This is a genomic window from Streptomyces sp. NBC_00158 (assembly GCF_045160885.1).
Taxonomy (GTDB): Bacteria; Actinomycetota; Actinomycetes; order Streptomycetales; family Streptomycetaceae; genus Streptomyces.
The window spans coordinates 4944525-4970983 of sequence record NZ_CP108161.1; the positions used below are offsets into that span (position 1 = coordinate 4944525).

General features: G+C 72.0%; 27 protein-coding genes. 16 read left to right on the plus strand and 11 right to left on the minus strand.

Features of this window, described 5'->3' with window-relative positions; translation table 11 throughout:
• The first annotated feature begins 33 nt into the window (after positions 1 to 33).
• From OG553_RS22725 to OG553_RS22750, 6 genes are all read left to right on the plus strand, one after another.
• The gene (locus tag OG553_RS22725) at positions 34 to 1071 is read left to right on the plus strand and encodes a PhoH family protein (RefSeq protein WP_405980741.1); all 1038 of its coding nucleotides are present in this window, start codon (positions 34 to 36) and stop codon (positions 1069 to 1071) included.
• A gap of 13 nt (positions 1072 to 1084) precedes the next feature.
• Positions 1085 to 1582 (plus strand): rRNA maturation RNase YbeY, encoded by a 498-nt coding sequence (ybeY, locus tag OG553_RS22730; RefSeq protein ID WP_401243834.1) that lies wholly within the window; start codon positions 1085 to 1087, stop codon positions 1580 to 1582.
• Complete coding sequence (locus tag OG553_RS22735) at positions 1579 to 2886, plus strand: hemolysin family protein (RefSeq protein ID WP_405980742.1); 1308 nt, start codon at positions 1579 to 1581, stop codon at positions 2884 to 2886. Before ybeY ends, OG553_RS22735 begins: the two co-directional genes overlap by 4 nt.
• Positions 2883 to 3236: an MmcQ/YjbR family DNA-binding protein gene (locus OG553_RS22740; RefSeq protein ID WP_405980743.1), complete on the plus strand. Its 354-nt coding sequence runs from the start codon at positions 2883 to 2885 to the stop codon at positions 3234 to 3236. Before OG553_RS22735 ends, OG553_RS22740 begins: the two co-directional genes overlap by 4 nt.
• 191 nt (positions 3237 to 3427) lie before the next feature.
• The gene (locus OG553_RS22745; protein WP_007263988.1) at positions 3428 to 3805 is read left to right on the plus strand and encodes a hypothetical protein; all 378 of its coding nucleotides are present in this window, start codon (positions 3428 to 3430) and stop codon (positions 3803 to 3805) included.
• 187 nt (positions 3806 to 3992) lie between these two features.
• Positions 3993 to 5036 (plus strand): aminoglycoside phosphotransferase family protein, encoded by a 1044-nt coding sequence (locus OG553_RS22750; RefSeq protein ID WP_405980744.1) that lies wholly within the window; start codon positions 3993 to 3995, stop codon positions 5034 to 5036.
• Here OG553_RS22750 and OG553_RS22755 read toward each other — a convergent pair.
• Positions 5017 to 6357 carry an MFS transporter gene (locus OG553_RS22755; protein ID WP_405980745.1) on the minus strand — a complete coding sequence of 447 codons (1341 nt, stop codon included), beginning with the start codon at positions 6355 to 6357 and terminating at the stop codon, positions 5017 to 5019. The genes OG553_RS22750 and OG553_RS22755 overlap by 20 nt on opposite strands.
• A gap of 71 nt (positions 6358 to 6428) precedes the next feature.
• Here OG553_RS22755 and OG553_RS22760 point away from each other — a divergent pair, with 71 nt between their 5' ends.
• The 3 genes from OG553_RS22760 to era all read left to right on the plus strand — a co-directional run bounded on the left by OG553_RS22760 (position 6429) and on the right by era (position 9804).
• The gene (locus OG553_RS22760) at positions 6429 to 7451 is read left to right on the plus strand and encodes a GlxA family transcriptional regulator (protein ID WP_405980746.1); all 1023 of its coding nucleotides are present in this window, start codon (positions 6429 to 6431) and stop codon (positions 7449 to 7451) included.
• A gap of 118 nt (positions 7452 to 7569) precedes the next feature.
• The gene (locus OG553_RS22765; RefSeq protein WP_405980747.1) at positions 7570 to 8430 is read left to right on the plus strand and encodes a hypothetical protein; all 861 of its coding nucleotides are present in this window, start codon (positions 7570 to 7572) and stop codon (positions 8428 to 8430) included.
• Between the two features lie 423 nt (positions 8431 to 8853).
• Positions 8854 to 9804 (plus strand): GTPase Era, encoded by a 951-nt coding sequence (gene era, locus OG553_RS22770; protein ID WP_405980748.1) that lies wholly within the window; start codon positions 8854 to 8856, stop codon positions 9802 to 9804.
• Positions 9805 to 9820: 16 nt separating this feature from the next.
• On the opposite strand, the gene OG553_RS22775 is transcribed toward era, so the two are convergent.
• The 4 genes from OG553_RS22775 to OG553_RS22790 all read right to left on the minus strand — a co-directional run bounded on the left by OG553_RS22775 (position 9821) and on the right by OG553_RS22790 (position 12827).
• Positions 9821 to 10483: a class I SAM-dependent methyltransferase gene (locus tag OG553_RS22775; protein ID WP_405980749.1), complete on the minus strand. Its 663-nt coding sequence runs from the start codon at positions 10481 to 10483 to the stop codon at positions 9821 to 9823.
• Between the two features lie 103 nt (positions 10484 to 10586).
• The gene (locus OG553_RS22780) at positions 10587 to 11396 is read right to left on the minus strand and encodes a GNAT family N-acetyltransferase (protein WP_405980750.1); all 810 of its coding nucleotides are present in this window, start codon (positions 11394 to 11396) and stop codon (positions 10587 to 10589) included.
• Positions 11397 to 11449: 53 nt separating this feature from the next.
• Entirely contained in the window at positions 11450 to 11722 is a 273-nt protein-coding gene (locus tag OG553_RS22785; RefSeq protein WP_405980751.1) for a protealysin inhibitor emfourin, read from the minus strand.
• Between the two features lie 28 nt (positions 11723 to 11750).
• Positions 11751 to 12827 carry a M4 family metallopeptidase gene (locus OG553_RS22790; protein ID WP_405980752.1) on the minus strand — a complete coding sequence of 359 codons (1077 nt, stop codon included), beginning with the start codon at positions 12825 to 12827 and terminating at the stop codon, positions 11751 to 11753.
• Between the two features lie 365 nt (positions 12828 to 13192).
• Between OG553_RS22790 and leuA the strand changes: the two genes are divergently transcribed.
• Positions 13193 to 14956: a 2-isopropylmalate synthase gene (gene leuA / locus OG553_RS22795; protein WP_405980753.1), complete on the plus strand. Its 1764-nt coding sequence runs from the start codon at positions 13193 to 13195 to the stop codon at positions 14954 to 14956.
• Between the two features lie 64 nt (positions 14957 to 15020).
• Here the strand turns inward: leuA and OG553_RS22800 are convergent, their stop codons facing one another.
• Entirely contained in the window at positions 15021 to 15779 is a 759-nt protein-coding gene (locus tag OG553_RS22800) for an SDR family NAD(P)-dependent oxidoreductase (RefSeq protein WP_007263977.1), read from the minus strand.
• Between the two features lie 160 nt (positions 15780 to 15939).
• Between OG553_RS22800 and OG553_RS22805 the strand changes: the two genes are divergently transcribed.
• The 5 genes from OG553_RS22805 (at position 15940) to OG553_RS22825 (ending at position 20931) form a co-directional block, all read left to right on the plus strand.
• Complete coding sequence (locus OG553_RS22805; protein ID WP_405980754.1) at positions 15940 to 16635, plus strand: TerB family tellurite resistance protein; 696 nt, start codon at positions 15940 to 15942, stop codon at positions 16633 to 16635.
• Between the two features lie 550 nt (positions 16636 to 17185).
• Positions 17186 to 18721 carry a nucleobase:cation symporter-2 family protein gene (locus OG553_RS22810; RefSeq protein ID WP_405980755.1) on the plus strand — a complete coding sequence of 512 codons (1536 nt, stop codon included), beginning with the start codon at positions 17186 to 17188 and terminating at the stop codon, positions 18719 to 18721.
• Between the two features lie 82 nt (positions 18722 to 18803).
• Entirely contained in the window at positions 18804 to 19550 is a 747-nt protein-coding gene (gene recO / locus OG553_RS22815) for a DNA repair protein RecO (protein WP_405980756.1), read from the plus strand.
• An 11-nt stretch (positions 19551 to 19561) separates the two neighbouring features.
• Positions 19562 to 20383 carry an isoprenyl transferase gene (locus tag OG553_RS22820; RefSeq protein WP_405980757.1) on the plus strand — a complete coding sequence of 274 codons (822 nt, stop codon included), beginning with the start codon at positions 19562 to 19564 and terminating at the stop codon, positions 20381 to 20383.
• 23 nt (positions 20384 to 20406) lie between these two features.
• Entirely contained in the window at positions 20407 to 20931 is a 525-nt protein-coding gene (locus OG553_RS22825) for a YcxB family protein (RefSeq protein ID WP_405980758.1), read from the plus strand.
• A 35-nt stretch (positions 20932 to 20966) separates the two neighbouring features.
• On the opposite strand, the gene OG553_RS22830 is transcribed toward OG553_RS22825, so the two are convergent.
• Genes OG553_RS22830 through OG553_RS22845 form a run of 4 tightly spaced genes read right to left on the minus strand, consistent with a single transcriptional unit; the run spans position 20967 to position 24122 of the window.
• A complete protein-coding gene (locus OG553_RS22830; protein ID WP_405980759.1) occupies positions 20967 to 21395 on the minus strand; it encodes a Fur family transcriptional regulator in 429 nt (142 codons plus the stop codon).
• A 53-nt stretch (positions 21396 to 21448) separates the two neighbouring features.
• Positions 21449 to 22315: a metal ABC transporter permease gene (locus OG553_RS22835; RefSeq protein ID WP_405980760.1), complete on the minus strand. Its 867-nt coding sequence runs from the start codon at positions 22313 to 22315 to the stop codon at positions 21449 to 21451.
• Complete coding sequence (locus OG553_RS22840) at positions 22315 to 23109, minus strand: metal ABC transporter ATP-binding protein (RefSeq protein ID WP_405980761.1); 795 nt, start codon at positions 23107 to 23109, stop codon at positions 22315 to 22317. Before OG553_RS22840 ends, OG553_RS22835 begins: the two co-directional genes overlap by 1 nt.
• A 26-nt stretch (positions 23110 to 23135) precedes the next feature.
• A complete protein-coding gene (locus OG553_RS22845) occupies positions 23136 to 24122 on the minus strand; it encodes a metal ABC transporter substrate-binding protein (protein WP_405980762.1) in 987 nt (328 codons plus the stop codon).
• A 154-nt stretch (positions 24123 to 24276) separates the two neighbouring features.
• Between OG553_RS22845 and OG553_RS22850 the strand changes: the two genes are divergently transcribed.
• Positions 24277 to 25659, plus strand: coding sequence for a glycine--tRNA ligase (locus OG553_RS22850; RefSeq protein WP_405980763.1), 1383 nt, complete (start codon positions 24277 to 24279; stop codon positions 25657 to 25659).
• A 77-nt stretch (positions 25660 to 25736) separates the two neighbouring features.
• On the opposite strand, the gene OG553_RS22855 is transcribed toward OG553_RS22850, so the two are convergent.
• Positions 25737 to 26375 (minus strand): VC0807 family protein, encoded by a 639-nt coding sequence (locus OG553_RS22855; protein ID WP_405980764.1) that lies wholly within the window; start codon positions 26373 to 26375, stop codon positions 25737 to 25739.
• Positions 26376 to 26459 lie beyond the last annotated feature (84 nt).

Here is a 26459-nt window from a genome sequence, read left to right on the forward strand (position 1 = left end):
GTGGGAGGTATGCGCAGGCCACAGTGCCGGCCCATGACTCAGACACCGACAGCCCACACCCCGGCGCAGGGCCAGGCGAGAGCCCATTTCACGGTCCCGGCGACGCACCCGATGGTGACCGTGCTCGGCTCGGGCGACGCCCTGCTGCGCGTGATCGAAAAGGCTTTCCCGAAGGCCGACATCCATGTTCGGGGCAATCAGGTCAGCGCGATCGGAGCGGCGGCGGAAGTCGCCCTGATCCAGCGCCTGTTCGACGAGATGATGCTGGTGCTCCGCACCGGGCAGCCGATGACGGAGGACGCAGTGGAACGCTCGATCGCCATGCTCAAGGCGAACGGGAACGGTGGCGGTGACACGGAGACCCCGGCCGAGGTGCTCACCCAGAACATCCTCTCCAGCCGCGGCCGCACCATCCGCCCCAAGACCCTCAACCAGAAGCGGTACGTCGACGCGATCGACAAGAACACGATCGTCTTCGGCATCGGCCCCGCCGGTACCGGCAAGACCTACCTCGCCATGGCGAAGGCGGTCCAGGCGCTGCAGTCCAAGCAGGTCAGCCGGATCATCCTGACCCGCCCCGCCGTCGAGGCCGGCGAGCGGCTCGGCTTCCTGCCGGGCACCCTCTTCGACAAGATCGACCCGTACCTGCGGCCGCTCTACGACGCGCTGCACGACATGATCGACCCCGACTCGATCCCGCGCCTGATGGCGGCGGGCACGATCGAGGTCGCGCCGCTGGCGTACATGCGCGGCCGGACGCTCAACGACGCCTTCGTCGTCCTGGACGAGGCGCAGAACACCACCGTCGAGCAGATGAAGATGTTCCTGACGAGGCTCGGCTTCGACTCGAAGATCGTCATCACCGGTGACGTCACCCAGGTCGACCTCCCGGGCGGCGCCAAGAGCGGTCTGCGCCAGGTCCAGGAGATCCTCGACGGGGTGCCGGACATCCACTTCTCGCGGCTCACGTCCGAGGATGTCGTCCGGCACAAGCTGGTCGGCCGTATCGTCGACGCGTACGCCAAGTACGACGATGCCCACCCGGCCCCGAACGGCCACCAGCGGAAGTAGAACCCAGCGCACCATGTCGATCGACGTCAACAACGAGTCCGGAACCGAGGTCGACGAGCAGGCGATCCTCGACATCGCCCGCTACGCGCTCACCCGGATGAGGATCCACCCGCTGTCCGAGCTCTCCGTCATCGTCATCGACGAGGACGCCATGGAGCAGCTCCACATCCAGTGGATGGACCTCCCCGGACCGACCGACGTCATGTCCTTCCCGATGGACGAGCTCCGGCCGCCGTCGAAGGACGACGAGGAGCCCCCGCAGGGGCTCCTCGGTGACATCGTGCTGTGCCCCGAGGTCGCGAAGAAGCAGGGCGACGAGGCGCCGACGCAGCACTCCATGGACGAGGAGCTCCAGCTCCTGACCGTCCACGGGGTGCTGCACCTGCTCGGCTACGACCACGAGGAGCCGGACGAGAAGGCCGAGATGTTCGGCCTCCAGGCGGCCATCGTCGACGGCTGGCGCGCCGAGCGCGGCATGACCGGTCCCTCCCCGGCCCCGACCGTCTCGTGACCGGCGCCGCCCAGCTGATCACCGGGGCGGTACTGCTGACCGTGGTGGCCTGGTTCGCGGCCTGTGCCGAGTCCGGGATCGCCCGCGTCTCCAGCTTCCGCGCCGAGCAGGCCGTACGGGAGGGCCGGCGCGGCAGCGCGAAGCTCGCCCAGGTCGCCGCCGACCCCACCCGCTACGTCAACGTGGCCCTGCTGGTGCGGGTGACCTGCGAGATGGCGGCCGGCGTGCTCGTCACGTACGTCTGCCTCGACGCGTTCGGCGAGAACTGGACGGCGCTGCTCGTCGCCATCGGCGTGATGGTGCTGGTGTCCTTCGTCGCGGTGGGCGTGTCCCCCCGCACGATCGGCCGCCAGCACCCGCTGAACACCGCGACGGCGGCCGCGTACGTCCTCGTGCCGCTGGCCCGGGTGATGGGGCCGATCCCGCAGTTGCTGATCCTCATCGGCAACGCGCTCACCCCCGGGAAGGGCTTCCGCAAGGGGCCCTTCGCCTCCGAGGCCGAGCTGCGCGCGATGGTCGACCTCGCCGAGAAGGAATCGCTGATCGAGGACGACGAGCGCCGGATGGTGCACCAGGTCTTCGAGCTGGGCGACACCCTCGTGCGCGAGGTGATGGTGCCGCGCACCGACCTGGTCTGCATCGAGCGCTACAAGACGATCCGGCAGGCGACGACGCTCGCGCTGCGGTCCGGCTTCTCGCGGATCCCGGTCACCGGGGAGAACGAGGACGACATCGTCGGGATGGTGTACCTGAAGGACCTCGTCCGTCGTACGCACATCAACCGGGAGGCGGAGGCCGACCTGGTCTCGACGGTGATGCGGCCGGCGGTCTTCGTGCCCGACACCAAGAACGCCGGCGACCTGCTGCGCGAGATGCAGTCGGTGCGCAACCACGTGGCCGTCGTCATCGACGAGTACGGCGGCACGGCCGGCATCGTCACCATCGAGGACATCCTGGAGGAGATCGTCGGCGAGATCACCGACGAGTACGACCGGGAGATCCCGCCGGTGGAGGAGCTGGGCGGGGACCGCTACCGGGTCACCGCACGGCTCGACATCACCGACCTCGGCGAGCTGTTCGGGGTGGAGGCCTTCGACGACGAGGACGTGGAGACGGTCGGCGGGCTGCTGGCCAAGGCGCTGGGCCGGGTGCCGATCGCGGGCGCCTCCGCGGTGGTGGACCTGCCGGACGGGCGTCCGCTGCGGCTGACGGCCGAGTCCCCGGCGGGACGCCGGAACAAGATCGTGACGGTGCTGGTGGAGCCGGTGGCCGCGGCGGCGGCCGAAGGGGAGGAGGGGGAATGACCCCCGCGGAGCTGCGCGCGTTCTGCCTGGGCTTCAACGCGGCGGTGGAGGAGTTCCCCTTCACCCCGGAGACCTCGGTGTTCAAGGTGCTGGGCAAGGTGTTCGCCCTGTCGGCGCTGGACGCCGAGCCGCTGAAGGTCAACCTCAAGTGCGAGCCGGAGGCGGCCGTGCGGCTGCGGGCCGAGCACGCGGCGATCGTGCCCGGCTGGCACATGAACAAGCGGCACTGGAACACCGTGACGGTGGGCGGGCTGCCGGACGCGATGGTCCGGGAGGTCGTGGAGGACTCGTACGACCTGGTCGTGGCGGGGCTGCCGAGGGCGGAGCGGCTGAAGCTCGACCGGCCCTGATTCCACGTCCGCCGCGGACGGACCCGCACGGATGAGGGTCGAAGGTCATATGGGGACGGGACCTTTGGATCCCAGGAGCCCCCTTACCTTTCGCTTAGGTTTGTCCTGCTCCACGGGGGAACGGCGGGGGGCGGGGAGCGAGAGAGGGCGCCCCGGCGGGGTCGTTGCACGGCCGCGCCGGGGCGCTCCCTATGCTTTCGCCTATGAGCGAGAGCACCGTGGGCAACGGGATCGACCCCGAGGACAGCAAGATCATCACGCTGGCGCGCAGCGCGCGGGCCCGCAACGGAGTCCCGGAAGGGGCGGCCGTACGCGACGAGACCGGCCGCACGTACGTCGCCGGCACCGTGGAGCTCGACTCCCTCAAGCTGAGCGCCCTGCAGACGGCCGTCGCCATGGCCGTCGCCAGCGGCGCGAACTCCCTGGAGGCCGCCGCCGTCGTCAGCGCGGCCGACGCCCCCGCCGACGCCGACCGCGCTGCCGTCCGCGACCTGGGCGGCCCCGACACCCCGGTCCTCCTCGCCGCCCCCGACGGCACCCTGAAGTCCACCACTCCCGCCGGGGCCTGAGCCGAGGCCTCCGGCGGTCCGCGGAGGGGCGGTTGCGGAGGGCGGCGGCCCGGCGCGCCGCCCCACGGCCCGGCCGGGGCGACACCCCCCTCCGGCCCCCGGCAGCCCGAGCGGCGCCCTCCGGCGCCCGGCCGGGCGCGGTGCAATCCGATGGCGGCGCCCGCCGTCCCGGTGGTGTGATGGGCCGATGCGGCGCGACGCGAGCGAGACGGTGGACCGCGGGGACTTCCCCGGCGAGGTGACGCCCTGGGACCGGCCCGACTGGCGCGCGGAAGCGCTCGACTGGGCCGGCGCCGCCCTGGCCGCGCACGGCCTGGACGAGAGCGGCCCCCGGGAGGTCCGGCTGCGGCCGTGGTCCGTGCTGGTGCGGTTCTCCGTCGGCGCCGCCGGCCCCGTCTGGTTCAAGGCGAACCCGCCCGCCAGCGCCTTCGAGGCCGGACTGACCCGGGCCCTGGCCGACTGGGTCCCCGGCAGCACCCTGCGGCCCCTGGCCGTCGACGCGGCCCGCGGCCGGGCCCTGCTGCCGGACGGCGGCCCGCTCTTCCGGCAGGTCCTGGACGAGGACCGCGGGGGTGACGGCCCGCGCGCCTGGGAGACGGTGCTGGGCCGGTACGCCGATCTCCAGCGCTCCCTGCTCCCGCACACCCCCGAGATCGAGGAGCTCGGCGTCCCCGGCGCCCGTACCGCGGAACTGCCCGGCATCCTCGACCGGATGCTCGCCGAGAACACCGCCCTGGACGACACCGACCGCCGCGCCCTGCACGCGCTGCGGCCCCGATTCGCCGACTGGTGCGCGGAACTCGCCGGAACCGGCATCGGCGACACCCTCGACCACTCCGACCTCCACGAGGCGCAGCTCTTCGCCCCCGGGCCCGGCCGGTTCACCTTCTTCGACTGGGGCGACGCCTCCGTCACCCACCCCTTCTGCAGCCTGCTGGTCCCGGCCCGGGCCGCCGCCCGGCGGTACGGGCCCGAGGTGCTGCCCCGGCTGCGCGACGCCTACCTCGAACCGTGGACCGGCGACGGACTCACCCCGGAGGAGCTGCGCCGAGCGGCCGGGCTCGCCTGGCGGCTCGCGGCCATCGGCCGGGTCTCCGCCTGGGGCCGCTTCTTCCCCGCGGCCCCCTCCGGCACGGACGGCGGCACGGACGGCGGCGGCGTCCCCGGGGAGACCGGTGACGCCGACCGCGCCCGCTGGCTGCGCGAACTGCTCACGCGGCCGCCGCTGTAGCGGCCTGCGCCGCCGCCGGCCCCGCCGTCCGGCGCCGGATCACCATCGCCATCAGCGCCGCCACCGCGCACAGGCCGCCCGCCGCGTACCAGACCAGGTCGTACGAGCCGAGGGCGTCGCGGGCGACCCCGCCGAGGAAGGCCACCAGGGCCGCGCCCACCTGGTGCGAGGCCAGCACCCAGCCGAAGACGACCGCGCCGTCCTGCCCGTAGTGCTCCCGGCACAGGGCGATGGTCGGCGGGACGGTGGCGACCCAGTCCAGGCCGTAGAAGACGATGAAGAACACCATCGGCGGGTGCACGCTCGGCGCGAGCAGCATCGGCAGGAACAGCAGGGACACCCCGCGCAGGGCGTAGTACACGGCCAGCAGCCGGCGCGCCTCGAAGCGGTCGGTGAACCAGCCGGAGGCGATGGTGCCGAGCACGTCGAACACGCCGATCACCGCGAGCAGTCCGGCGGCGGCCGTCACCGGCATGCCGTGGTCGTGCGCGGCGGGGGTGAAGTGCGTGCGCACCAGCCCGTTGGTCGAGGCCCCGCAGATCGCGAAGGTGCCCGCCAGCAGCCAGAACGGGCCGGTGCGGGCCGCCCGGAAGAGCACGGTCAGGGCCCGGCGGGCGGCCCCCGTCACGGGCGCGGGCTTGGGCTCGTACGTGCCGCCGTACGGGGCGAGGCCCACGTCCGCCGGATGGTCGCGCAGCAGCAGCCACACGAACGGGACGACGGCGAGGGCCGCCAGCGCCACCGTGACCGAGGCCGGGCGCCAGCCGTGGTGCTCCACCAGCCACGACAGCAGCGGCAGGAAGACCAGCTGCCCGGAGGCGCCCGCCGCGGTCAGGATGCCGGTGACCAGCCCGCGCCGCGCGGTGAACCAGCGGTTGGTCACCGTCGCCGCGAAGGCCAGCGCCATCGAGCCGCTGCCCAGGCCCACCAGCACGCCCCAGAACAGCACCAGCTGCCAGGCGGCCGTCATCCACACCGTGGCCAGCGAGCCGCCCGCGATCACGGTCAGGGCCACCGCGACGACCTTGCGGATGCCGAAGCGGTCCATCAGCGCGGCGGCGAAGGGCGCGGTGAGCCCGTAGAGCGCCAGGTTCACGGAGACCGCGAAGCCGATCGTGCCGCGCGACCAGTCGAACTCGGCGTGCAGCGGCTCGATGAGCAGTCCGGGGAGGGAGGCGGAGGCGGCCGCGCCGATGATCGTCACGAAGCCCACGGCGGCGGCGAACCAGGCGCGGTGGACGCGGCCGGGCTCGCGCGGAGCGGGCGTGCCGGCCGGCGGGGAGGCGGGGGAGGCGGGGGAAGTGGGGGCTGTCTGGGTCACGCCGACAGCTTCCGGCCCGCGGGCCTCCGTACGACAGTGGCCTGACTGTCATGCTTCGATATGATCGGGCCATGGCCACCGTCGAGAACCCGCACCGCGTCGTCGTCCTCGCCCTCGCCGGGCTGCTGCCGTTCGAGCTCGGCATCCCGCACCGGATCTTCGGCCGGGCCAAGGACCCCGCCGGGCGGCACCTCTACGAGATCCTCACCTGCGGGCTCGCCCCCGGCCCGGTCCCCACCGACGCCGACTTCACGGTGTACGTCGAGCACGGGCCCGAGCTGCTCGCGACGGCCGACACCGTCGTGGTGCCCGCCTCGTACGAGCTGGGTCCGGTGCACGCCGAGGGCCGGCTGACCGAGGGACTGGCGGCGGCCCTCGCCCACGTCCGGCCCGGCACCCGGATGGTGTCCATCTGCACGGGCGGCTACGTCCTGGCCGCCGCCGGGTACCTGGACGGCCGCCCGGCCACCACCCACTGGGCCCACGCCGAGCACTTCCAGCGGATGTTCCCGGCCGTCCGCGTCGACGCCGACGTGCTCTACACCGACGACGGGGACGTGCTGACCTCCGCCGGGGTCGCCGCCGGCATCGACCTGTGCCTGCACATCGTGCGCCGCGACCACGGCGCCGCCGTCGCCAACGACACCGCCCGGCGGACCGTCGTACCGCCGCACCGCGAGGGCGGGCAGGCCCAGTTCGTCCAGCGACCCGTGCCCGGGCCGCAGCAGGCCAGCACCACGGCCGCGCGGGCCTGGGTGCTGGACCGGCTGCACGAGCCGCTGCGGCTGAGCGACCTCGCCCGGCAGGAGGCCATGTCCGTGCGGACCTTCACGCGCCGGTTCCGCGAGGAGTGCGGGGTGAGCCCCGGGGAGTGGATCACCGCGCAGCGGGTGGAGCGGGCCCGGCAGCTGCTGGAGCGGACGGAGCTGCCGGTGGAGGCGGTGGCGCGGGAGGCGGGCTTCGGGACGGCGCAGTCGCTGCGCAAGCACGTGCAGGCGGCGCTGGGGGTCAGCCCGACGACCTACCGGCGCACCTTCCGGGAGACCGCGCCATCTTCTGATGGGCCATCAGTCGGTGCGGGATCCGAGCATTGACTTCTTCCGCCGCCCGCTCGTGAATGGCCCCCTGTCGGGGGGAGGGGGCGGGCAGGTGCGGACACGGGCGCGCGGCGGGGGCAGGAGCAGGCGATGGCCGGCGGTCGCCGGTGCGGCGGTGCTCGCTGCGGCCGCGCTGGGCACACCGGCGGCGGCCGACGAGGAGCCGCGGCCGGGGCCGTGCGCGTCGTCGGCCTCCTCCGCCGGGGCCGTGGCGGACGGGGCGGACGGGGCGGACGGGGCGGGTGCGTGCGGGCCCACCGCCACCGCTGCCCCGCCGCCACCTCTGATGAACCTGCGCCACGTCACCCTCGGCGCGGCCGGAGGCAGGCCGGGCGCCCGGGTCAGGGTCACCGCCGTCGGCTTCACCCCGGGTGCGGCCGTGACCGTGGAGGGCCGCGCGGGCACCGCCCGGACCGCCGACCGGGTGCGGGCCACCGCGGACCGGTACGGGGCGCTCGGCGTGGAGCTGCCCGTCGCGGACCGGGCCACGACGGGCGTGGTGGCGTACGAGGGCCCGTCCTGGACGGCGCCACGCGGCGCGGGCCCGGCACCGTACGCGGTCTCCGCCCCCGATCCGGGCGCGCTGACGATGACCCAGGCGGGGGCGGCCGTGACCCTGGGGACGGTCGCGTACGGGGGCGGCGGCGCGGCCCCCGGGCGGATCGGCACGGTCACGGTCAAGGACACCCGAGTCGGGGGCGGGGGGTGGAAGCTGACGGCGAAGCTCACCGGGTTCACGGGCCGGGACGCGGCCGACGCACCTGACGCGCCCGGGGCGGTGCCGTCCTGGACCGCGTCCTGCCGGGGCGGCTGCACGCCGGGTGCCGGCGGGGCGGCGGGGCCGGACGGGGCGGTCCTGGCCACCGGCGGGGGTGGCACCGCCACCGTCGACGCCGCGCTCACCCTCACCCTCCCGGCGTACACCCCACCGGGCGCGTACCGAGCCGTCCTGACCTTGACGCTGGTTCCTTCCTGACGCGTGCCCCTCTTTGACGCGCCGCTCGCGCCGCTCGGCCCTGGCGGGCCTCCCGGGCTTCGCGCCGCTGCGCCGGACTCCGTCCGCCGGCCCGCCAGGCGGGGCCGGTTTGCGTGGCTGGTGCCGGTGGGTGTCCGCTGCGCGGGGCGAGGTCCCCTACCCGCCCTTCGCCCGTTCCCAGGGGCTCCGCCCCTGACCCCGGTACGGGCGCTTCGCGCCCGTCGCCTCAAACGCCGGCGGGGCTATCTATAGCCCCGCCGGCGTTTGAGGCGCGGGGGTCTGGGGGCGGAGCCCCCAGGGGGTCCGGGGCGCCAGCCCCGGGGAACGGGCGAAGGGCGGGGCGGGGAGAGAAACCCTCCGGGACGGCCGGCTTCGAAGGCTCCGGCGGGAGCCTGGTCGGCGCGGGGGGCCGCATCGGGGAGAATGGCCCGTATGAGCGATCGTTCCCCCGAGCCCACCGCCCCGCACCGCGCGGGCTTCGCCTGCTTCGTCGGCCGCCCCAACGCGGGCAAGTCGACCCTGACCAACGCGCTGGTGGGCACCAAGGTCGCGATCACCTCCAACCGGCCGCAGACCACCCGCCACACCGTCCGCGGCATCGTGCACCGCCCCGACGCGCAGCTGGTGCTGGTCGACACCCCGGGTCTGCACAAGCCGCGCACCCTGCTCGGCGAGCGCCTCAACGACGTCGTGCGCACCACCTGGGCCGAGGTCGACGTCATCGGCTTCTGCCTGCCCGCCGACCAGAAGCTCGGCCCCGGCGACAAGTTCATCGCCAAGGAGCTGGCGGGGATCAAGAAGACCCCCAAGATCGCCATCATCACCAAGACCGACCTGGTCGACTCCAAGCTGGTGGGCGAGCAGCTCATCGCCGTCCACCAGCTCGCCGAGGAGCTGGGCTTCGAGTGGGCCGAGATCGTCCCCGTCTCGGCGGTGGGCGACAGCCAGGTGCAGCTGCTGGCCGACCTGATCGCGCCGCTGCTGCCCGAGAGCCCCCCGCTGTACCCGGAGGGCGACCTCACCGACGAGCCCGAGATGGTGATGGTCGCGGAGCTGATCCGCGAGGCCGCGCTGGAGGGCGTGCGCGACGAGCTGCCGCACTCCATCGCCGTCGTGGTCGAGGAGATGATCCCGCGCGAGAACCGGCCCGCGGACCGGCCGCTGCTGGACATCCACGCCAACGTCTACATCGAGCGCCCCAGCCAGAAGGGCATCATCATCGGCCCGAAGGGCTCGCGCCTGAAGGAGGTCGGCATGAAGTCCCGCAAGCACATCGAGGCGCTGCTGGGCACGCCGGTCTTCCTCGACCTGCACGTGAAGGTCGCCAAGGACTGGCAGCGGGACCCGAAGCAGCTCCGCAAGCTCGGCTTCTAGTCCCGGCCGGCCGCCGCTAGGCCACGCGGCGGAGCTTCAGGGCGTTGTCCTTGCGGGTCCCCGGTCGGCCGTCGGGGGCCGTCAGGGTCTGCTCGTGCTCGGCCGCCAGCAGTACCTCCCAGGCGCCCTCCGGCAGCCCCAGCTCCGCCAGCACCTCGTCCGGGGTAGGGAAGTGGACGTCGGCGTGCGCGCCCGGGTCCCAGGACGGCCCGCCCGCGTGGCCGGCGACGAGCAGGATCCCGCCGGGGGCCACGGCGGCCGCCGCCGTGCGCAGGATCCGCTCGCGCGGGAAGTCCCCGTACGAGTGCAGGAAGCACGCGGAGACCAGGTCGAACTCCCCGTCGGGGAAGGACTCGGCCAGGTCGTGCCGCTGCCAGTCGACGCGGTCCCCGAGCCCCGCATCGGCGGCGTGCCCGGCCGCCCGCGCGAGGGCCACCCCGGAGATGTCGGTCCCGGTGACCCGCCAGCCCTGCCGGGCCAGCCACACGGCGTCGGCGCCCTCGCCGCAGCCGAGGTCGAGGGCGCGGCCGGGGGTGAGGCCGGAGGCCTCGCGGACCAGGACCTCGTTGGCCCTGCCGCTCCAGATGCGGTCGCTCTCGCGGTAGCGGGCGTCCCACCAGTCCGCGCTCGCGCCGTCGGGGTGCTGCTCCTGGTGCTGGTGGTGCTGGTGCCGGGACATGCGGGGCCTCTTCCTGCTGGGGGTCTGCCGGTACGGCCGATGCTGCGCCGCGGCCACCGGCCGGGCAACTTCCGTTGCCGAACCGGCAAACCCTCCCGTCGGATCAGCCCGCCGCGGGCTCCGCGATCAGGGCCGTGCCCACCCGCCGGAACCCGGCGCGGGCGTAGATCCGGGCCACGTCCTCGTCCCCGGCCGACAGGAAGACCGTACGGGCGCCCCGGGCGCGGGCCTCGGCGACCAGGGCCGCCGTCACACCGAGTGCCAGCCCCTGGCGGCGGGCGGTGGGCAGGGTGCCGACGCCGACGATCTCGGCGACGTCGCCGACCGGGTTGTACTGGCCGGAGCACAGCACGAGCCCGTCGCGCACGGCGGCGGCCATCGTGGTGCGGCCGTCCGCGAGCATCGTCGAGACGCGGGCCCGGCGCTCCTCGGACCCCGGGTCCGCCACGGCCGCCGCCAGCTCCGCCGGGCCGGCCGTGCCCAGGGCCGTGCCCGGCTCGCCGAAGGCCAGCGCCGGTACGGTCACGGCGGCCCGCAGCAGCGGGTCGTCGGCGCCGAGCAGCCGGACCTCGGGATGCGGCGCCACCGGCTCGGCACCGGCGTCCAGTGCCATCAGCGGGTGGGCGTGGACGTGCAGCCCGGCGGCCTCCACCGCGGCCCGCAGCGAGGGGGTGGTTTCGGCCACCCATTCGAAGGACTCCGGTACCTCCAGCTCCCGCTGCCTCTCCAGCACCTTGAGCACGTCGGCGGCGGTCGCGTCGGCGCCGCCGAGCGCGGGCCGCGCGTAGTACTGCCAGCCCTGCCCCTCCTGCACGAACAGGGTCAGCGGTCCGAAGTCCTCGCCCCGCGCACCGCCCCGGCGGGGGACGGCGTCGTAGTAGCGCTCCAGGGCGGCCAAGATCGTTTCAGTCATCCCGCCATCCAAGCAGGACCGCCACGACCGGAGCACCTCCTTTCCGGGCCCGCCTACGCACCTTCCTTGAGCACCCGGGAGACCAGGCTGCGCTGCGCGTCCGACAGGTGCGGGTCCTGGCAGGAGACCGTCCGGCCGTCCACCGTGATCCGGTACGAGAACCCGTCCCGCACCCCGCCCGGGCCCAGGTCGGCCCGGGGGTCCGGGCGCAGCGCCAGCAGGGCCAGCGCCTGCCATTCCTCCTCGTCGTGCCGGCCCGAGGTGTCCACCTCGGCCCGGCGCTCGATCCCCGCGAAGCCGCCCGTCCGCACCACTTCGATCCGCATGGTGCCCCTTCTACCGGAGCGGGACGGCCTAGGCCAGGCCGACGGCCGACCAGGCCTTCTGGAGGGCCTGGTGCTCGGCGCCGCCCTCGCCGTACCGGGTGACGGCCGCAGCCGTCGACAGCCGGGCGAAGTCCTTGAAGGAGGCCTTCTCGCCCAGCTGCCCGCCGGTCAGCGTGTCGTACCAGATCCGCCCGGCCCGCTCCCAGGCCTTGCCGCCCAGTTCGGTGGCTGCGATGTAGAAGGCGTGGTTGGGGATCCCGGAATTGATGTGGACGCCGCCGTTGTCACGGGTGGTCACGACGTAGTCGTCCATGGTCGCGGGCTGCGGGTCCTTGCCGAGCTCGTCGTCGTCGTACGCGGTGCCGGGCGCCTTCATGGAGCGCAGGGCGACCCCGGTGACGTTCGGCCCCAGCAGCCCGGCGCCGATCAGCCAGTCCGCCCGGTCGGCGGTCTGGTCCAGGGAGTACTGCTTGATGAGCGAGCCGAACACGTCCGACATGGACTCGTTGAGGGCTCCGGACTGGCCGTGGTAGTCGAGGTTGGCGGTGTACTGGGTGACGCCGTGGGCCAGCTCGTGCCCGATGACGTCCACCGAGACGGTGAAGTCGAGGAACAGGTCCCCGTCGCCGTCGCCGAAGACCATCTGCCGGCCGTCCCAGAAGGCGTTGTTGTACTCCTGGCCGTAGTGGACGGTCGCGTCCAGCGGCAGCCCGGAGCCGTCGATGGAGTGCCGTCCGAAGGCCTTGAGGAAGAGCTCGTAGGTCGCGCCGAGCCCGGCGTAGGCGCGGTTGACGGTGGCGTCCTTGGCCGGTTCGGAGCCCTCCGCCCGGACCTTCTTCCCGGGCAGCCGGGTGCGGTGCTGGGCGTCGTAGATCGTGCGGGCGGGTCCCTCGGCGGGCGCGTCGGCGAGGGACGGGGCGATTCCCCTGAGGGCGTTGACCTGCCGCCGCTCGCGCAGGCCGCTGTCGTGTTCGAGGGTGCGCAGGGCGGCGTCGGCCCGCGTGCTGTCCGCGGACTGGGCCGCCTTGCGGAGCAGGTGCGGCGGCACGACGGTGCAGAAGACGGGGTGGTGGGGGGTGTGGACAGGGGAAAGGGAGGCATCCATGCACGGCAATGTGGCAGTGGGTCATGACGCTGTCACTACCGGCGACCATGATTCATTCGGTTGTCTCAAACCTGACGCGCCGTGTTGACGGATCACCCTGACCTGGACGCATGGAAAGAGCCATAGCTCACAAAGGGTGTAAATCGGGCACCCGGGTCTTGCATACTGAAACAGGTCCTCGCGATACGGCGCGGCTCGGTTAGGCTCGGCCCATCATGCGTTTCGGGCTGCTTCTCCTTAGCTGCCGCGGCGAGGGTCTGTAGTCGTAGGCCGGCCCCCTCCCCGCGGAGTTTGGTGTTGCGGTTTTTACGACCGCCGTCGGCCGTTCAGCGAACTACACGCGGACACGCGAGGAGCCCAACGCCATGAGCCAGCACACTTTTGTCGGTCGCCCCACGCCCATCACGAACGCGACCCACACCCAGAAGCCCTCCGGGATGCCGATCCACAAGTACGGCCAGTACGAGCAGGTGGACATCCCGGACCGCACCTGGCCGGACGCCCGCGTCACCAAGGCTCCCCGCTGGCTCTCCACCGACCTGCGCGACGGCAACCAGTCGCTGATCGACCCGATGACCCCCGCCCGCAAGCGCGAGATGTTCGACCTGCTGGTGCGCATGGGCTACAAGGAGATCGAGGTCGGCTTCCCCTCCTCCGGCGAGACCGACTTCGCCTTCGTGCGCTCCATCATCGAAGAGGGCGCGATCCCGGACGACGTCACCATCTCCGTACTGACCCAGGCCCGCGAGGACCTGATCGAGCGGACGGTCGAGTCGCTGATCGGCGCCAAGCGCGCCACCGTGCACCTGTACAACGCGACCGCCCCGACCTTCCGCCGGGTCGTCTTCCGCGGCTCCAAGGAGCAGATCAAGCAGATCGCCGTCGACGGCACCCGCCTGGTCATGGAGTACGCCGAGAAGCTGCTGGGCCCCGAGACCACCTTCGGCTACCAGTACAGCCCGGAGATCTTCACCGACACCGAGCTGGACTTCGCCCTGGAGGTCTGCGAGGCCGTCTGTGACGTGTGGCAGCCGGGCGAGGGCCGCGAGATCATCCTGAACCTGCCCGCCACCGTGGAGCGCTCGACGCCGTCCACCCACGCGGACCGCTTCGAGTGGATGGCCCGCAACCTGACCCGCCGCGAGTCCGTCTGCATCTCCGTGCACCCGCACAACGACCGCGGCACCGCCGTCGCCGCCGCCGAGCTGGCGCTGATGGCAGGCGCCGACCGCATCGAGGGCTGCCTGTTCGGGCAGGGCGAGCGCACCGGCAACGTCGACCTGATCACGCTGGGCATGAACCTGTTCTCGCAGGGCATCGACCCGCAGATCGACTTCTCCCAGATCGACGAGATCCGCCGCACCAGCGAGTACTGCAACCAGATGGAGGTCCACCCGCGCCACCCCTACGCGGGCGACCTGGTCTACACCGCCTTCTCCGGCTCCCACCAGGACGCCATCAAGAAGGGCTTCGACGCCATGGAGGCCGACGCGGCCGCTCAGGGCAAGACCGTCGACGACATCGAGTGGGCGGTCCCGTACCTGCCCATCGACCCGAAGGACGTCGGCCGCTCCTACGAGGCGGTCATCCGGGTCAACTCGCAGTCCGGCAAGGGCGGCATCGCGTACGTCCTGAAGAACGACCACAAGCTGGACCTGCCGCGCCGCATGCAGATCGAGTTCTCGCGGATCATCCAGGCCAAGACCGACGCCGAGGGCGGCGAGGTCACGCCGAAGGCGATCTGGGACGTCTTCTCGGACGAGTACCTGCCCAACCCCGAGAACCCGTGGGGCCGCATCCAGCTGCGCTCCGGCTCCACCGCCACCGACAAGGACGGCACCGACACGCTGACCGTCGAGGCGGTCGTGGACGGCGTGGAGACGATCCTGAACGGCACCGGCAACGGTCCGATCTCGGCCTTCTTCGACGCGCTGGCCGGCATCGGCGTCGACGCCCGCCTGCTGGACTACACCGAGCACACCATGAGCGAGGGCGCCTCCGCCGTGGCCGCCTCGTACATCGAGTGCGCGATCGACGGCCGCGTCCTGTGGGGCATCGGCATCGACGCCAACACCACCCGCGCCTCCCTGAAGGCGGTCATCTCCGCCGTCAACCGCGCGGGCCGCTAGTTCACCCGTACGCTGCCCCGCCCCTCCCGCCGGAGGGGCGGGGCAGCGGCGTTCCCGGGGCCGCTCAGCGGGCCAGGTAGCCGCCGTCCACCGGCAGGACCACGCCGGTCACGAAGGAGGCCGCGTCGGAGGCCAGGAAGGCGATGACGCGGGCCACCTCCTCCGGCTCGCCCAGCCGGCCCATCGGGTGGGCCGCCCTGACCTCCGCGAGGTACTCCGGGCCGCCCGGCTCGTCGTCCAGCGCCAGTACCCGCTCCGTGCGGATGGTTCCGGGGGCCACCGCGTTGACGCGGATCCCGTGCGCGGCCCACTCCACCGCCAGGTGCTTGGTCAGCCCCGAGGCCACGAACTTCGCCGGCCCGTAGGCGGCCTGGCGGGCCTGTCCGGCCACCCCCGAGATCGAGGACACGCAGACCAGCGCCCCTCCCGCGGGCCGCTGAGCGGTCATCGCCTCGATGGCGTACTTGCAGGTCAGGAACATGCCGCGGCCGTCGACGGCCATGACGTGGTCCCAGTCCTGCGGGGTGGTCTCGCGCACGTCCGAAAGGGGGAGCACCCCGGCGTTCGCCACGGCGACGTCGAGCCGCCCGTACGCGGCGACGGCGGCCGCGACCATCGCGTGGTTGGCCTCGGGATCGGACACGTCACCGGTCACGGTCGTGATCCCGTGGCCTTCCCCGGCGAGCAGCGCGCGCAGGGACTCCAGGCCGGGGCCGTTGACGTCGGACGCGGTCACCCGGGCCCCGGATCGGGCCAGCAGCAGGGCCGTGGCCCGGCCGATGCCGCTCGCGGCTCCGGTCACCAGGCAGGACTTCTCGTTCATGCCGCAGAGGGTAGGGAAAGCGGGACGGCGGCGGGGGCGCACTTCGGCCAACTCCAGGCATCGGGGGATGTTGTCTTGTCGCACGACTGACGCAGCCTCACCGATGTGGCTAACATCACGCCAACCCGGCGGTGCCGCCGGAAGGTTATGGAGGTGCGACGTGCTGCCAGTTCGGGGTGGGGACGGCCGGAAGCTGACCGTCTGGGGCATCCGCACCACCTGGAGCACCGTGGGAGACGGGGAGTTCTTCTGCCCCGGCTGCGGCGGTGACCGCAACTACCGCAGGCGCACCGGGCGTCGGCGCTTCACCGTGCTCGGCGTGCCGCTGCTGCCGCGCGGCCAGGCCGGGCCGGTCGTCGAGTGCCAGGGCTGCCGGCAGCGCTTCGACACCGAGGTGCTGGACCACCTGACCACCACCCGCTTCTCGGCCCTGCTGCGCGACGCCCAGCACACCGTGGCGCTGGCCGTGCTCGCGGCGGGCGGGACCGCCTCGCGCAGCGCGCTGGAGGCCGCCGTGTCGGCCGTACGGGCCGCCGGGTTCCAGGACTGCACCGAGGAGCAGCTGGAGTCCCTCGTGGAGGCGCTCGCCACCGACGAGGGCCGGCTCGGGCTGTACGACGGGCCCGAGTGCTGCGGGGCCGCGCTGTCGATCGAGCTCCACGAGGCGCTGGAGCCGCTCGCCCCGCACCTGGCGGGGCCGGGACGCGAGTCGATCCTGCTCCAGGGCGCCCGCATCGCGCTCGCGGACGGGCCCTACATCCCCGCCGAGCGCGAGGTGCTGGCCACCGTCGGCGCGGCGCTGCGGATGGGCGCGGACGAGGTGGCCGGGCTGCTCTCGGCGGTCAGAGCCCCGTAGCGGAGCGCGTACGAGGGTCCGGGCCCGGCGGGTTTTCCGCCGGGCCCGGCCGCGTTCCGGGGTGGAATTCCGGGATGCGGAGTTCCGGGAGGTAACGATCCGGCCTCACGGGCGCGAACTGGCCGGTAGTTTGTTCCGAGGAAGAGGTGGATTCCCTACTTCCGTACAAGAATTCCGCATTCCGGACGGCCGGAATTAGGCCCTCTGATTTGCGTGACCGAATACTTGCGAACCCGGTAATCGCCTGTCAGGACTGGGAACTTCGCAGGTGTGCAGCAGGAGCGGGGCGATCGGGAGCCTCCGTCCCATACTCCTGCGGGCGGGTGTCCGCCACTGGAGGAACCTCCAGATCGAACGTCCCGAAACGTCAACACTTTGTCGAAGTCGACGATATCTGTGAGCACTTCCACAGGCGTTCAATTCCGGTCACACGACGACGAGATTCGCGTGTTCCCCCTGACGACCCCGGCGGATCAACGGGTTAGCGACCCACTCCGTCCAGGGACAACCAGATTCCTCTCAGTTACCTACCTTGAAGGGCAAGGCAGAGATGGCACGTGTCGCCGCCCGGCTTTCCGCAAGCGGAGAGCAGAGCACGCACCCGGTCGACGAGGTGCTCCCCCTCCCCAAGCTCGCGCTGTACGGCTTCCAGCACGTACTCGCCTTCTACGCCGGCGCGGTGATCGTCCCGATCATCGTGGGCAGCGCACTCAAGCTGAGCCCTGAACAGCTGGTCTACCTGATCAACGCGGACCTCTTCACCTGCGGTATCGCCTCGATCATCCAGGCCTTCGGCATCGGCAGGATCGGCGCCAGGCTGCCGCTCATCCAGGGCGTCACCTTCACCGCCGTGTCCCCGATGATCGCCATCGGCCTCGGCGCCGGCGGCGGCACCGCCGCGCTGCTGGTCATCTACGGCGCGGTCATCACCGCCGGTATCGCCACCTTCGCCTTCGCCTGGCTGCCCGCCAACGCGTTCCGGGCGGTCATGCGGCTCTTCCCGCCGGTGGTCACCGGCACCGTGATCACGGTGCTCGGCATCGTCCTGATCCCGGTCGGCCTCAACGACGCGGCCGGCGGCCTCGGCACCCCGGACTTCGGCGACCCCGAGAACTTCGCCTACGCCGGCGGCACGATGCTCTTCATCCTCGTCCTGATGAAGCTCGGCAAGCCGTTCCTCTCCAGCATCGCCATCCTCCTCGGCCTGGTCGTCGGCACCGCCGTCGCCTTCGTCCTCGGGGACGCGAAGTTCGGCGACGTCGGCAACGCCGGCTGGATCGGCGTCAGCACCCCCTTCCACTTCGGCGTCCCGAAGTTCGAGTGGTTCCCGATCGTCCTGATGCTGATCGTCATGCTGATCACCATGGTCGAGACCACCGGCGACACCTACGCGGTCGGCGACATCGTCGGCAAGGAGGTCGACAGCGAGACCGTGGCCCGCGCCCTGCGCGCCGACGGTGCCGCGACCGCCCTCGGCGGCATCCTGAACTCCTTCCCGTACGTCGCCTTCGCCGAGAACGTCGGCCTGGTGCGGATGACCAAGGTCAAGAGCCGCTTCGTGGTCGTCGCCGCGGGTGTCTTCATGATCATCCTCGGTCTGCTGCCCAAGGCCGCCGCGATCGTCGCCGCCGTCCCGCACGGCGTCCTCGGCGGCGCAGCCACCGTCATGTTCGCCATGGTCGCCCTGGCCGGTATCCAGACCCTGGCCAAGGTGGACCTCAAGGAGGAGAAGAACGCGCTGGTCGTCGGCGTCTCCCTCGCCTTCGCCCTGCTCCCGGCCACCGTCCCGGTCCTCTTCTCCAAGCACATGGACCCGGACCTGTCCTCGCTCCTCAACAGCGGTGTCACCCTCGGTGCCACGGCCGCCATCGTCCTCAACCTGATCTTCAACGGCCTGGCCAAGGACGACGCCCAGACCGCCGTCCACGCCCCGGCCGCCCCGGCCGCGGCCGAGGCCCCGGCCGCGGCCGAGGCCCAGGCCACGCTGCCCGCCCAGCCCGTGGCGGCCCCGGCCGGCGCGGAGAAGGCCGCGGCCCCGGAGAAGACGGCCGAGAAGGCCGACGACGCGGGTGCGCCCGCCTCCTGATCCTCCCAAGGGGTGCCGACCCCCGCCCGGACACGGTCCGGGCGGGGGTCAGCGCTGTCCGCGCCCGGGGGACAATGGGGCCATGAGTCTGTTCCGCGACGACGGCATCGTGCTGCGCACCCAGAAGCTGGGTGAGGCGGACCGCATCATCACGCTCCTCACCCGCGGCCACGGCCGCGTCCGGGCCGTCGCCCGCGGCGTACGGCGCACCAAGTCCAAGTTCGGCGCCGGGCTGGAACCTTTCTCCCACGCCGACGTGCAGTTCTTCGCCCGCGGCAGCGAGCTGATCGGCCGCAGCCTGCCGTTGTGCACCCAGACCGAGATCATCGCCCCCTACGGCAACGGCATCGCCACCGACTACGCCCGCTACACCGCCGGCACGGCCATGCTGGAGACCGCCGAGCGCTTCACCGAGAACGAGGGCGAGCCCGCCGTGCAGCAGTACCTGCTGCTGGTCGGAGCCCTGCGCACGCTCTCGCGCGGCGAGCACGAACCGCACCTGATCCTCGACGCCTTCCTGCTGCGCTCCCTCGCCGTCAACGGCTACGCCCCCAGCTTCGAGGACTGCGCGAAGTGCGGGATCCACGGCCCCAACCGGCACTTCTCCGTCGCCGCCGGCGGGGTCATATGCGGGGACTGCCGGGTGCCCGGCTCCGTCGTACCCTCGTCGGAGGCCGTCGCCCTGCTCAGCGCCCTGCTGACGGGCGACTGGAAGCACGCGGACGCCTGCGAGCCCCGCCACGCGCGGGAGGGCAGCGGGCTGGTCTCGGCCTATTTGCACTGGCATCTGGAGCGCGGGCTACGCTCCCTCCGATACGTCGAGAAATAGGAGCTGGGCACATGGCACGACGCGGGATTCTGGGACGCTCTCGCCGCGAGTACAAGGTTCCCGAGCCGCACCCGTCCGGAGCACGCCCGCCGAAGATCCCCGGCGAGCTGGTCCCGAACCACGTCGCCGTCGTCATGGACGGCAACGGCCGCTGGGCCAAGGAGCGCGGCCTGCCGCGCACCGAGGGCCACAAGGTCGGCGAGGGCGTCGTCCTCGACGTGCTCAAGGGCTGCCTGGAGATGGGCGTCAAGAACCTCTCCCTCTACGCCTTCTCGACGGAGAACTGGAAGCGCACGCCCGACGAGGTCCGCTTCCTCATGAACTTCAACCGCGACGTCATCCGGCGCCGCCGCGACGAGATGAACGAGCTCGGCATCCGGATCCGCTGGGTCGGCCGCATGCCCAAGATGTGGAAGTCCGTCGTCCAGGAGCTCCAGATCGCGCAGGAGCAGACCGTCGACAACGACGCCATGACCCTGTACTTCTGCGTCAACTACGGCGGCCGCGCCGAGATCGCGGACGCGGCGCAGGCGATCGCCCGCGACGTCGCCGCCGGCAAGCTGGACCCGTCGAAGGTCAACGAGAAGACCTTCGCCAAGTACATCTACTACCCGGACATGCCGGACGTGGACCTGTTCCTGCGCCCCAGCGGCGAGCAGCGCACCTCCAACTACCTGATCTGGCAGAGCGCGTACGCCGAGATGGTCTTCCAGGACGTGCTGTGGCCGGACTTCGACCGCCGCAACCTCTGGGACGCCTGCCTGGAGTACGCGCAGCGCGACCGCCGCTTCGGCGGCGCCCTCCCGAACCAGCCGGAGGGCTCCGGGAGCTGAGGCCTCCGCTAGGCTCCGCCGTCATGGACATGGCTGACCAGGCGGTGGAGCTGCGCTACCGCGCCGCCCGCCACGACGCGTGGGCGGTGCTGCGGTGGCGCGCCCTGCGGACGCCCGCGGGCCGCGGGGAACTGCTGCTGTGGCTGGTGGGGATCCCGGCGGTGCCGATCGCGCTGATCACGGCGCAGCACGGCAGTGCGGTGGACCCCGCCGGCCTGGCCCTCGCGGGCGGTGTGGGCCTGGTCCCGGCCGCCGTCTGGCTCTGGCTGGACATGGTGCGCCGGGCGCGCCGGATGCACCGCTGGGCCGCGGAGCACCCCGAGTACAGGTTCGTGGTCACCGGGCTGGGCACGCAGAACCACCGCCCCGACGGGACGGCGGTGGCCTACAAGTGGGACAAGTACAGGGGCTGGGCCGAGACCCGGAGCCTGTTCGTCCTCGTGTTCTCCAACGGGGACCTGGGCTGGCTGCCGAAGCGCGCCGCGACCCCCGGGGACCTCGACCGGATCCGATCGTTCTTCGACCGGAATCTGACCCGGCTGGGCTAGACCGTGCCTTTCGGATCAGGCCGGACAGCCCTGGACTAGCCGGCGGCCGCGCAGTCCGCGCAGGTGCCGAAGATCTCCACGGTGTGCGCCACGTTCACGAAGCCGTGCTCCGCCGCGATCGACTCCGCCCACTTCTCCACGGCCGGACCCTCCACCTCGACGGCCTTGCCGCACTTGCGGCAGACCAGGTGGTGGTGGTGCTCGCCGGTGGAGCAGCGCCGGTACACGGACTCGCCGTCGCTGGTGCGCAGCACGTCGACCTCGCCGGCGTCCGCGAGGGACTGCAGGGTCCGGTACACGGTGGTCAGGCCCACGGAGTCGCCGCGGTGCTTGAGCATGTCGTGCAGCTCCTGGGCGCTGCGGAACTCGTCCACCTCGTCCAGCGCCGCCGCCACGGCTGCCCGCTGCCGGGTGGATCGCCCTCGTACTGGCGCGGTACCCGTCTCGCCAGGCGCAGTCGCCACCGGTTCCTCCTCGTTTCGGCCTGCCGCCATTGTGCCAGGCGGCCGCGCGGCCCCTAGACCTTCACGTCGTCCTGGACGCAGACCTCCTGGGCGGCGCGGGTGGCCTTGGCGCGGCGCCTGGCCATGGGAGTGGACAGGGCCGTCGTGACGACGAAGACCGCGATCGCGAGCAGCACGATCGTGGCGCCGGACGGCGCGTCGATGTAGTAGGTGGCGGCGGTGCCGCTCAGGGAGACCACCACGCCGATCGCCATCGCCAGCGACAGGGTCGCGGCGAAGCCGCGGGTGACCCGCTGGGCGGCGGCGACGGGGATCACCATCATGGCGCTGACCAGCAGCAGGCCGACGATGCGCATGGCCACGGTGACGGTGACGGCGGCGGTGACGGCCATCAGCAGGTTCAGCGCGCGCACCGGCAGGCCGGTCACGCGGGCGAACTCCTCGTCCTGGCTGATCGCGAAGAGCTGGCGGCGCAGGCCGAGGGTGACGGCGACGACGAACGCGGCCAGGACCACCACGGCGGTGATGTCCTCGGCCGAGACGGTGGTGATCGAGCCGAAGAGGTAGCTGCTGAGGTTGGCGGTGGAGCCGCCCGGCGCCAGGTTGATGATCATGACGCCGCCGGCCAGGCCGCCGTAGAAGAGCATGGCGAGGGCGATGTCGCCGCTGGTCTTGCCCCGGGAGCGGATCAGCTCCATGCCGACCGCGCCGGCGACGGCGACCAGGGTGGCCATCCAGACCGGGCTGGTGTTGAGCAGGAAGCCGAGGGCGACGCCGGTCATGGCGACGTGGCCGATGCCGTCGCCCATGACGGCCTGGCGCCGCTGGACGAGGTACGTGCCGATCGCGGGCGCGGTGATGCCGACCAGCGCGGCGGCGATCAGCGCGCGCTGCATGAAGGCGTAGTGCAGGAGGTCCATCAGCTCAGCAGTCCCGTCCGCAGGGGCTCGGCGTCGTGCGCCGCGTGGGGGTGTACGTGGTCGTGGCCGGGGAGGGCGTGCTGCCCGACGGCCTCCGGGGGCGGGCCGTCGTGGACGACGCAGCCGTCGCGCAGGACGACGGCGCGGCCGATCAGGGGCTCCAGCGGGCCCAGCTCGTGCAGGACGAGGAGGACGGTGGTCCCGGCGGCGACCTGCTCGCGCAGGGCGCTCGCGAGGACCTCCTGGTTGGCGAGGTCCACGCCGGCCATCGGCTCGTCCATGATCAGCAGTTCGGGTTCGACGGCGAGGGCCCGGGCGATCAGCACGCGCTGGTGCTGGCCGCCGGAGAGGGCGTTGACCGAGGCGTCGGCGTAGCCGTCCATGTCGACCAGGGCCAGGGCCCGCTCGACGGCGGCCTTGTCGGCCTTGCGCAGGATCCCGAAGCGGGAGCGGGCGAGGCGGCCGGAGGAGACGACCTCCCGGACGGTGGCGGGGACGCCGCTGGCGGCGGTGGTGCGCTGGGGGACGTACCCGATGCGCGACCACTGGCGGAAGCGCTTGAAGTCGGTGCCGAAGAGGGTCAGGGCGCCGTCGGTGAGGGGGACCTGGCCGACCACGGCGCGGACCGCCGTGGACTTGCCGGAGCCGTTGGCGCCGAGGAGGGCGACGACCTCGCCGCGGCGGACGGTGAGGTCGACCCCGCGCAGCACGGGGCGCGAGCCGAGCGAGGCCGTGGCCCCGCGCAGGGATATGACGGTCTGGTCGTCTTCCGCCGGCAGGGGCGTTGACTGCATGGCTCGCGCCTCCGTTGCTGCTGTCATCACTTGGTTCCGAGTGCCTTCTGGAGGTTCTTCAGGTTGGACCGCATGACCTCGAAGTAGTCGGCGCCCTGCGACTTGTCGGTGATGCCCTCGAGCGGGTCGAGGACGTCGGTCCGCAGGCCCGTGTCCTGTGCGAGGGTCCTGGCGGTCTTGTCGCTGGCCAGGGTCTCGAAGAACACGGTCGTCACATTGTCCTTCTTCGCGACGGCCTGGAGTTCCTTCATCCGCGCCGGGCTCGGCTCGGACTCGGGGTCGACGCCGGAGATGCCCTCCTGGTCGAGGCCGTAGCGCTCGGCGAGGTAGCCGAAGGCGGAGTGGGTGGTGATGAAGGTCCTGGACGCCGTGTTCTTCAGGCCGTCCTTGAACTCGGTGTCCAGCGCGCCCAGTTCGGCGACCAGGTCGTCGGTGTTCTTCTTGTAGTCCGCCGCGTGGCCGGGGTCGGCCTTCTCCAGGGCGGCGCCGAACCCCTTGGCGATCTCCGCGTACTTGGCGGGGTCGAGCCAGACGTGCGGGTCCTCGCCTCCCTCGCCGTGGGAGTGGCCGTGGCCCTCGGCGGCATGGTCGTGGCCCTCGGCGGCGTGGTCGTGGTCCTCCTCGCCGGAGGTGCCGTGCGCCTCCAGCTTGGTGAGGGTGGCCGCGTCCACGATGTTCTTCACGCCGGACTGGGCGATGGCCTTGTCCACGGCGGGCTGGAGCGACTTGAGGTAGAGGACCACGTCCGACTCGGAGAGCTGCCCGGTCTGCTTCGGGGTGATCTCCAGGTCGTGCGGTTCGACGCCCGGCTTGGTCAGGGTGTCGACCTTCACGTGGTCCCCGCCTATCTGCTCGGCGAGGAACTGGAGGGGGTAGAACGACGCCGTGACGTGCAGCTTTCCGTCCGCCGTGCCCGCCGCGCCGGCCGTGCCGGAGCAGGCGGTGAGGGCCGTCGCGCCCAGGGCGACGGCGGCGGTGAGGGCGGTGGCGGGTATCAGGCGTCGTACGTTCATGACATCCATTTTCATCAAAGATGGAAACCGTTGTCAAAAACCCTGGTGGGAGGGGTGGCCGGGGCCGCGGAAGGGCATACCCGATTTGAAAGGGGGGGTGCGGGCGCCGGTAACCTGAGGCATTCGCGTTCGTCCTCGTAATGAAGAGAGCACCGTGGCCGCCGACAAGATCGAAACCATCGTCAGCCTGAGCAAGCGCCGTGGCTTCGTTTACCCGTGCAGTGACATCTACGGCGGCTCCAGGGCTGCCTGGGACTACGGCCCGCTCGGTGTCGAGCTCAAGGAGAACATCAAGCGCCAGTGGTGGAAGGCCATGGTCACCGGGCGTGAGGACGTCGTCGGCCTCGACTCCTCCGTGATCCTGGCCCCCGAGGTCTGGGTGGCCTCCGGCCACGTCGCCACGTTCTCCGACCCGCTGACCGAGTGCACCTCCTGTCACAAGCGCCAGCGCGCCGACCACCTGGAAGAGGCGTACGAGGCCAAGCACGGCCGCCTCCCCGAGAACGGCCTGGCCGACATCAACTGCCCCAACTGTGGTGTGAAGGGCCAGTTCACCGAGCCGAAGCAGTTCTCCGGCATGCTGGAGACCCACCTCGGCCCGACCCAGGACACCGGCTCCAAGGCGTACCTGCGCCCCGAGACCGCCCAGGGCATCTTCACCAACTTCGCCATGGTGCAGACCTCGTCGCGCAAGAAGCCCCCGTTCGGCATCGCGCAGATGGGCAAGTCCTTCCGCAACGAGATCACGCCCGGCAACTTCATCTTCCGCACCCGCGAGTTCGAGCAGATGGAGATGGAGTTCTTCGTCAAGCCGGGCGAGGACGAGGAGTGGCAGGAGTACTGGATGGGGGAGCGGTGGAACTGGTACCGCGGCCTCGGCATGCGCGAGGAGAACATGCGCTGGTACGAGCACCCCGCCGAGAAGCTGTCCCACTACTCGAAGCGCACCGCTGACATCGAGTACCGCTTCAACTTCGGCGGCAGCGAGTTCTCCGAGCTGGAGGGCGTGGCCAACCGCACCGACTACGACCTGAAGGCGCACTCCGCGGCCTCCGGCACGGACCTGCACTACTTCGACCAGGAGGCGGGCGAGCGCTACACGCCGTTCGTCATCGAGCCGGCGGCCGGCGTCAACCGCGCCATGCTCGCCTTCATGCTCGACGCGTACGTCGAGGACGAGGCCCCCAACGCCAAGGGCGCCATGGAGAAGCGCACGGTCATGCGCTTCGACCCGCGCCTCGCGCCGGTCAAGGTCGCCGTCCTCCCGCTGTCGCGCAACGCGAACCTGTCGCCGAAGGCCAAGGGCCTCGCCGCCGACCTGCGCAAGAACTGGAACATCGAGTTCGACGACGCGGGCGCCATCGGCCGCCGCTACCGCCGTCAGGACGAGATCGGTACGCCGTTCTGCGTCACCGTCGACTTCGACACCCTCGACGACAACGCGGTGACCGTGCGCGAGCGCGACACCATGAAGCAGGAGCGCGTCTCCCTGGACCAGATCCAGAGCTACCTCGGCAGCCGTCTGCTCGGCTGCTAGTTCCCGCTCGAAAGACCGGTGGCCCGGTGCGCGTACCGCGCACCGGGCCACCGGTCTTCGTGCGTCCGCTCCGGGCGTCAGGCCGCGGAGCCCTCCGCGGCGGCCGCCGCGGCAGCGGCGCGCTTCTCGCCCTCCGCCTTGGTGCGCTTGACGAAGCGGACCGTCCACAGGGCCAGGCCGCCGAGCGTCGCGTAGATCAGGAACGGGCTGAGGGCCACCATGGTGGAGGTGTCCAGCGTGTAGGAGAGGGCGATCCGGACCAGCGCCTCGATGATGTAGACCACGCCCCACACCAGGGTCATGCGGCGCTGGGCGTCGCGGAAGCCCTCGTACTGCCACAGGCCGTTGTAGTAGGCCACGCCCGCGGGGGTGCCGTCCGTGCCGAACTTCCGGCCGAAGTAGAACATCAGCGGACGCGGCGCGAGCAGCGTGGCCAGGCACAGCAGCCCGAACAGCCCGGTCACGGCGGAGTCCTTGACCAGCAGGGCCCGGGCGGACTGGGCGCCGACGAGCGAGACGACTGCCGTGATCACCAGGAACACCAGGGCGATGACGGCGAACTCGTCGAGCTTGCGCCGCCAGGCCACCATGATGATGGTGTCGAGCACCGGCCAGATGCCGCTGACCAGCAGCGCCGAGGCCTCGCTCCAGCCGTGGTCCCCGACGAGGATGTTGTAGGTCAGGAGCGGCGCGACCACGTTGAAGACGATGGTCACGATCAAGCCGATCGCTGCGGCCCCGCCGGACCGTGCCGGTGGCGAGGGCTGTGCTGCTGCTGTGGACAAGGGGTCCCCCTGGAC

Coding starts and splice junctions, on each gene's coding strand:
- OG553_RS22725 (WP_405980741.1), top strand. CDS start 34: ATGACTCAGACACCGACAGCCCACACCCCGGCGCAGGGCCAGGCGAGA.
- ybeY (WP_401243834.1), top strand. CDS start 1,085: ATGTCGATCGACGTCAACAACGAGTCCGGAACCGAGGTCGACGAGCAG.
- OG553_RS22740 (WP_405980743.1), top strand. CDS start 2,883: ATGACCCCCGCGGAGCTGCGCGCGTTCTGCCTGGGCTTCAACGCGGCG.
- OG553_RS22745 (WP_007263988.1), top strand. CDS start 3,428: ATGCTTTCGCCTATGAGCGAGAGCACCGTGGGCAACGGGATCGACCCC.
- OG553_RS22750 (WP_405980744.1), top strand. CDS start 3,993: ATGCGGCGCGACGCGAGCGAGACGGTGGACCGCGGGGACTTCCCCGGC.
- OG553_RS22760 (WP_405980746.1), top strand. CDS start 6,429: ATGGCCACCGTCGAGAACCCGCACCGCGTCGTCGTCCTCGCCCTCGCC.
- era (WP_405980748.1), top strand. CDS start 8,854: ATGGCCCGTATGAGCGATCGTTCCCCCGAGCCCACCGCCCCGCACCGC.
- OG553_RS22775 (WP_405980749.1), bottom strand. CDS start 10,483: ATGTCCCGGCACCAGCACCACCAGCACCAGGAGCAGCACCCCGACGGC.
- OG553_RS22780 (WP_405980750.1), bottom strand. CDS start 11,396: ATGACTGAAACGATCTTGGCCGCCCTGGAGCGCTACTACGACGCCGTC.
- OG553_RS22785 (WP_405980751.1), bottom strand. CDS start 11,722: ATGCGGATCGAAGTGGTGCGGACGGGCGGCTTCGCGGGGATCGAGCGC.
- OG553_RS22790 (WP_405980752.1), bottom strand. CDS start 12,827: ATGGATGCCTCCCTTTCCCCTGTCCACACCCCCCACCACCCCGTCTTC.
- leuA (WP_405980753.1), top strand. CDS start 13,193: ATGAGCCAGCACACTTTTGTCGGTCGCCCCACGCCCATCACGAACGCG.
- OG553_RS22800 (WP_007263977.1), bottom strand. CDS start 15,779: ATGAACGAGAAGTCCTGCCTGGTGACCGGAGCCGCGAGCGGCATCGGC.
- OG553_RS22810 (WP_405980755.1), top strand. CDS start 17,186: ATGGCACGTGTCGCCGCCCGGCTTTCCGCAAGCGGAGAGCAGAGCACG.
- recO (WP_405980756.1), top strand. CDS start 18,804: ATGAGTCTGTTCCGCGACGACGGCATCGTGCTGCGCACCCAGAAGCTG.
- OG553_RS22820 (WP_405980757.1), top strand. CDS start 19,562: ATGGCACGACGCGGGATTCTGGGACGCTCTCGCCGCGAGTACAAGGTT.
- OG553_RS22825 (WP_405980758.1), top strand. CDS start 20,407: ATGGACATGGCTGACCAGGCGGTGGAGCTGCGCTACCGCGCCGCCCGC.
- OG553_RS22835 (WP_405980760.1), bottom strand. CDS start 22,315: ATGGACCTCCTGCACTACGCCTTCATGCAGCGCGCGCTGATCGCCGCC.
- OG553_RS22840 (WP_405980761.1), bottom strand. CDS start 23,109: ATGCAGTCAACGCCCCTGCCGGCGGAAGACGACCAGACCGTCATATCC.
- OG553_RS22845 (WP_405980762.1), bottom strand. CDS start 24,122: ATGAACGTACGACGCCTGATACCCGCCACCGCCCTCACCGCCGCCGTC.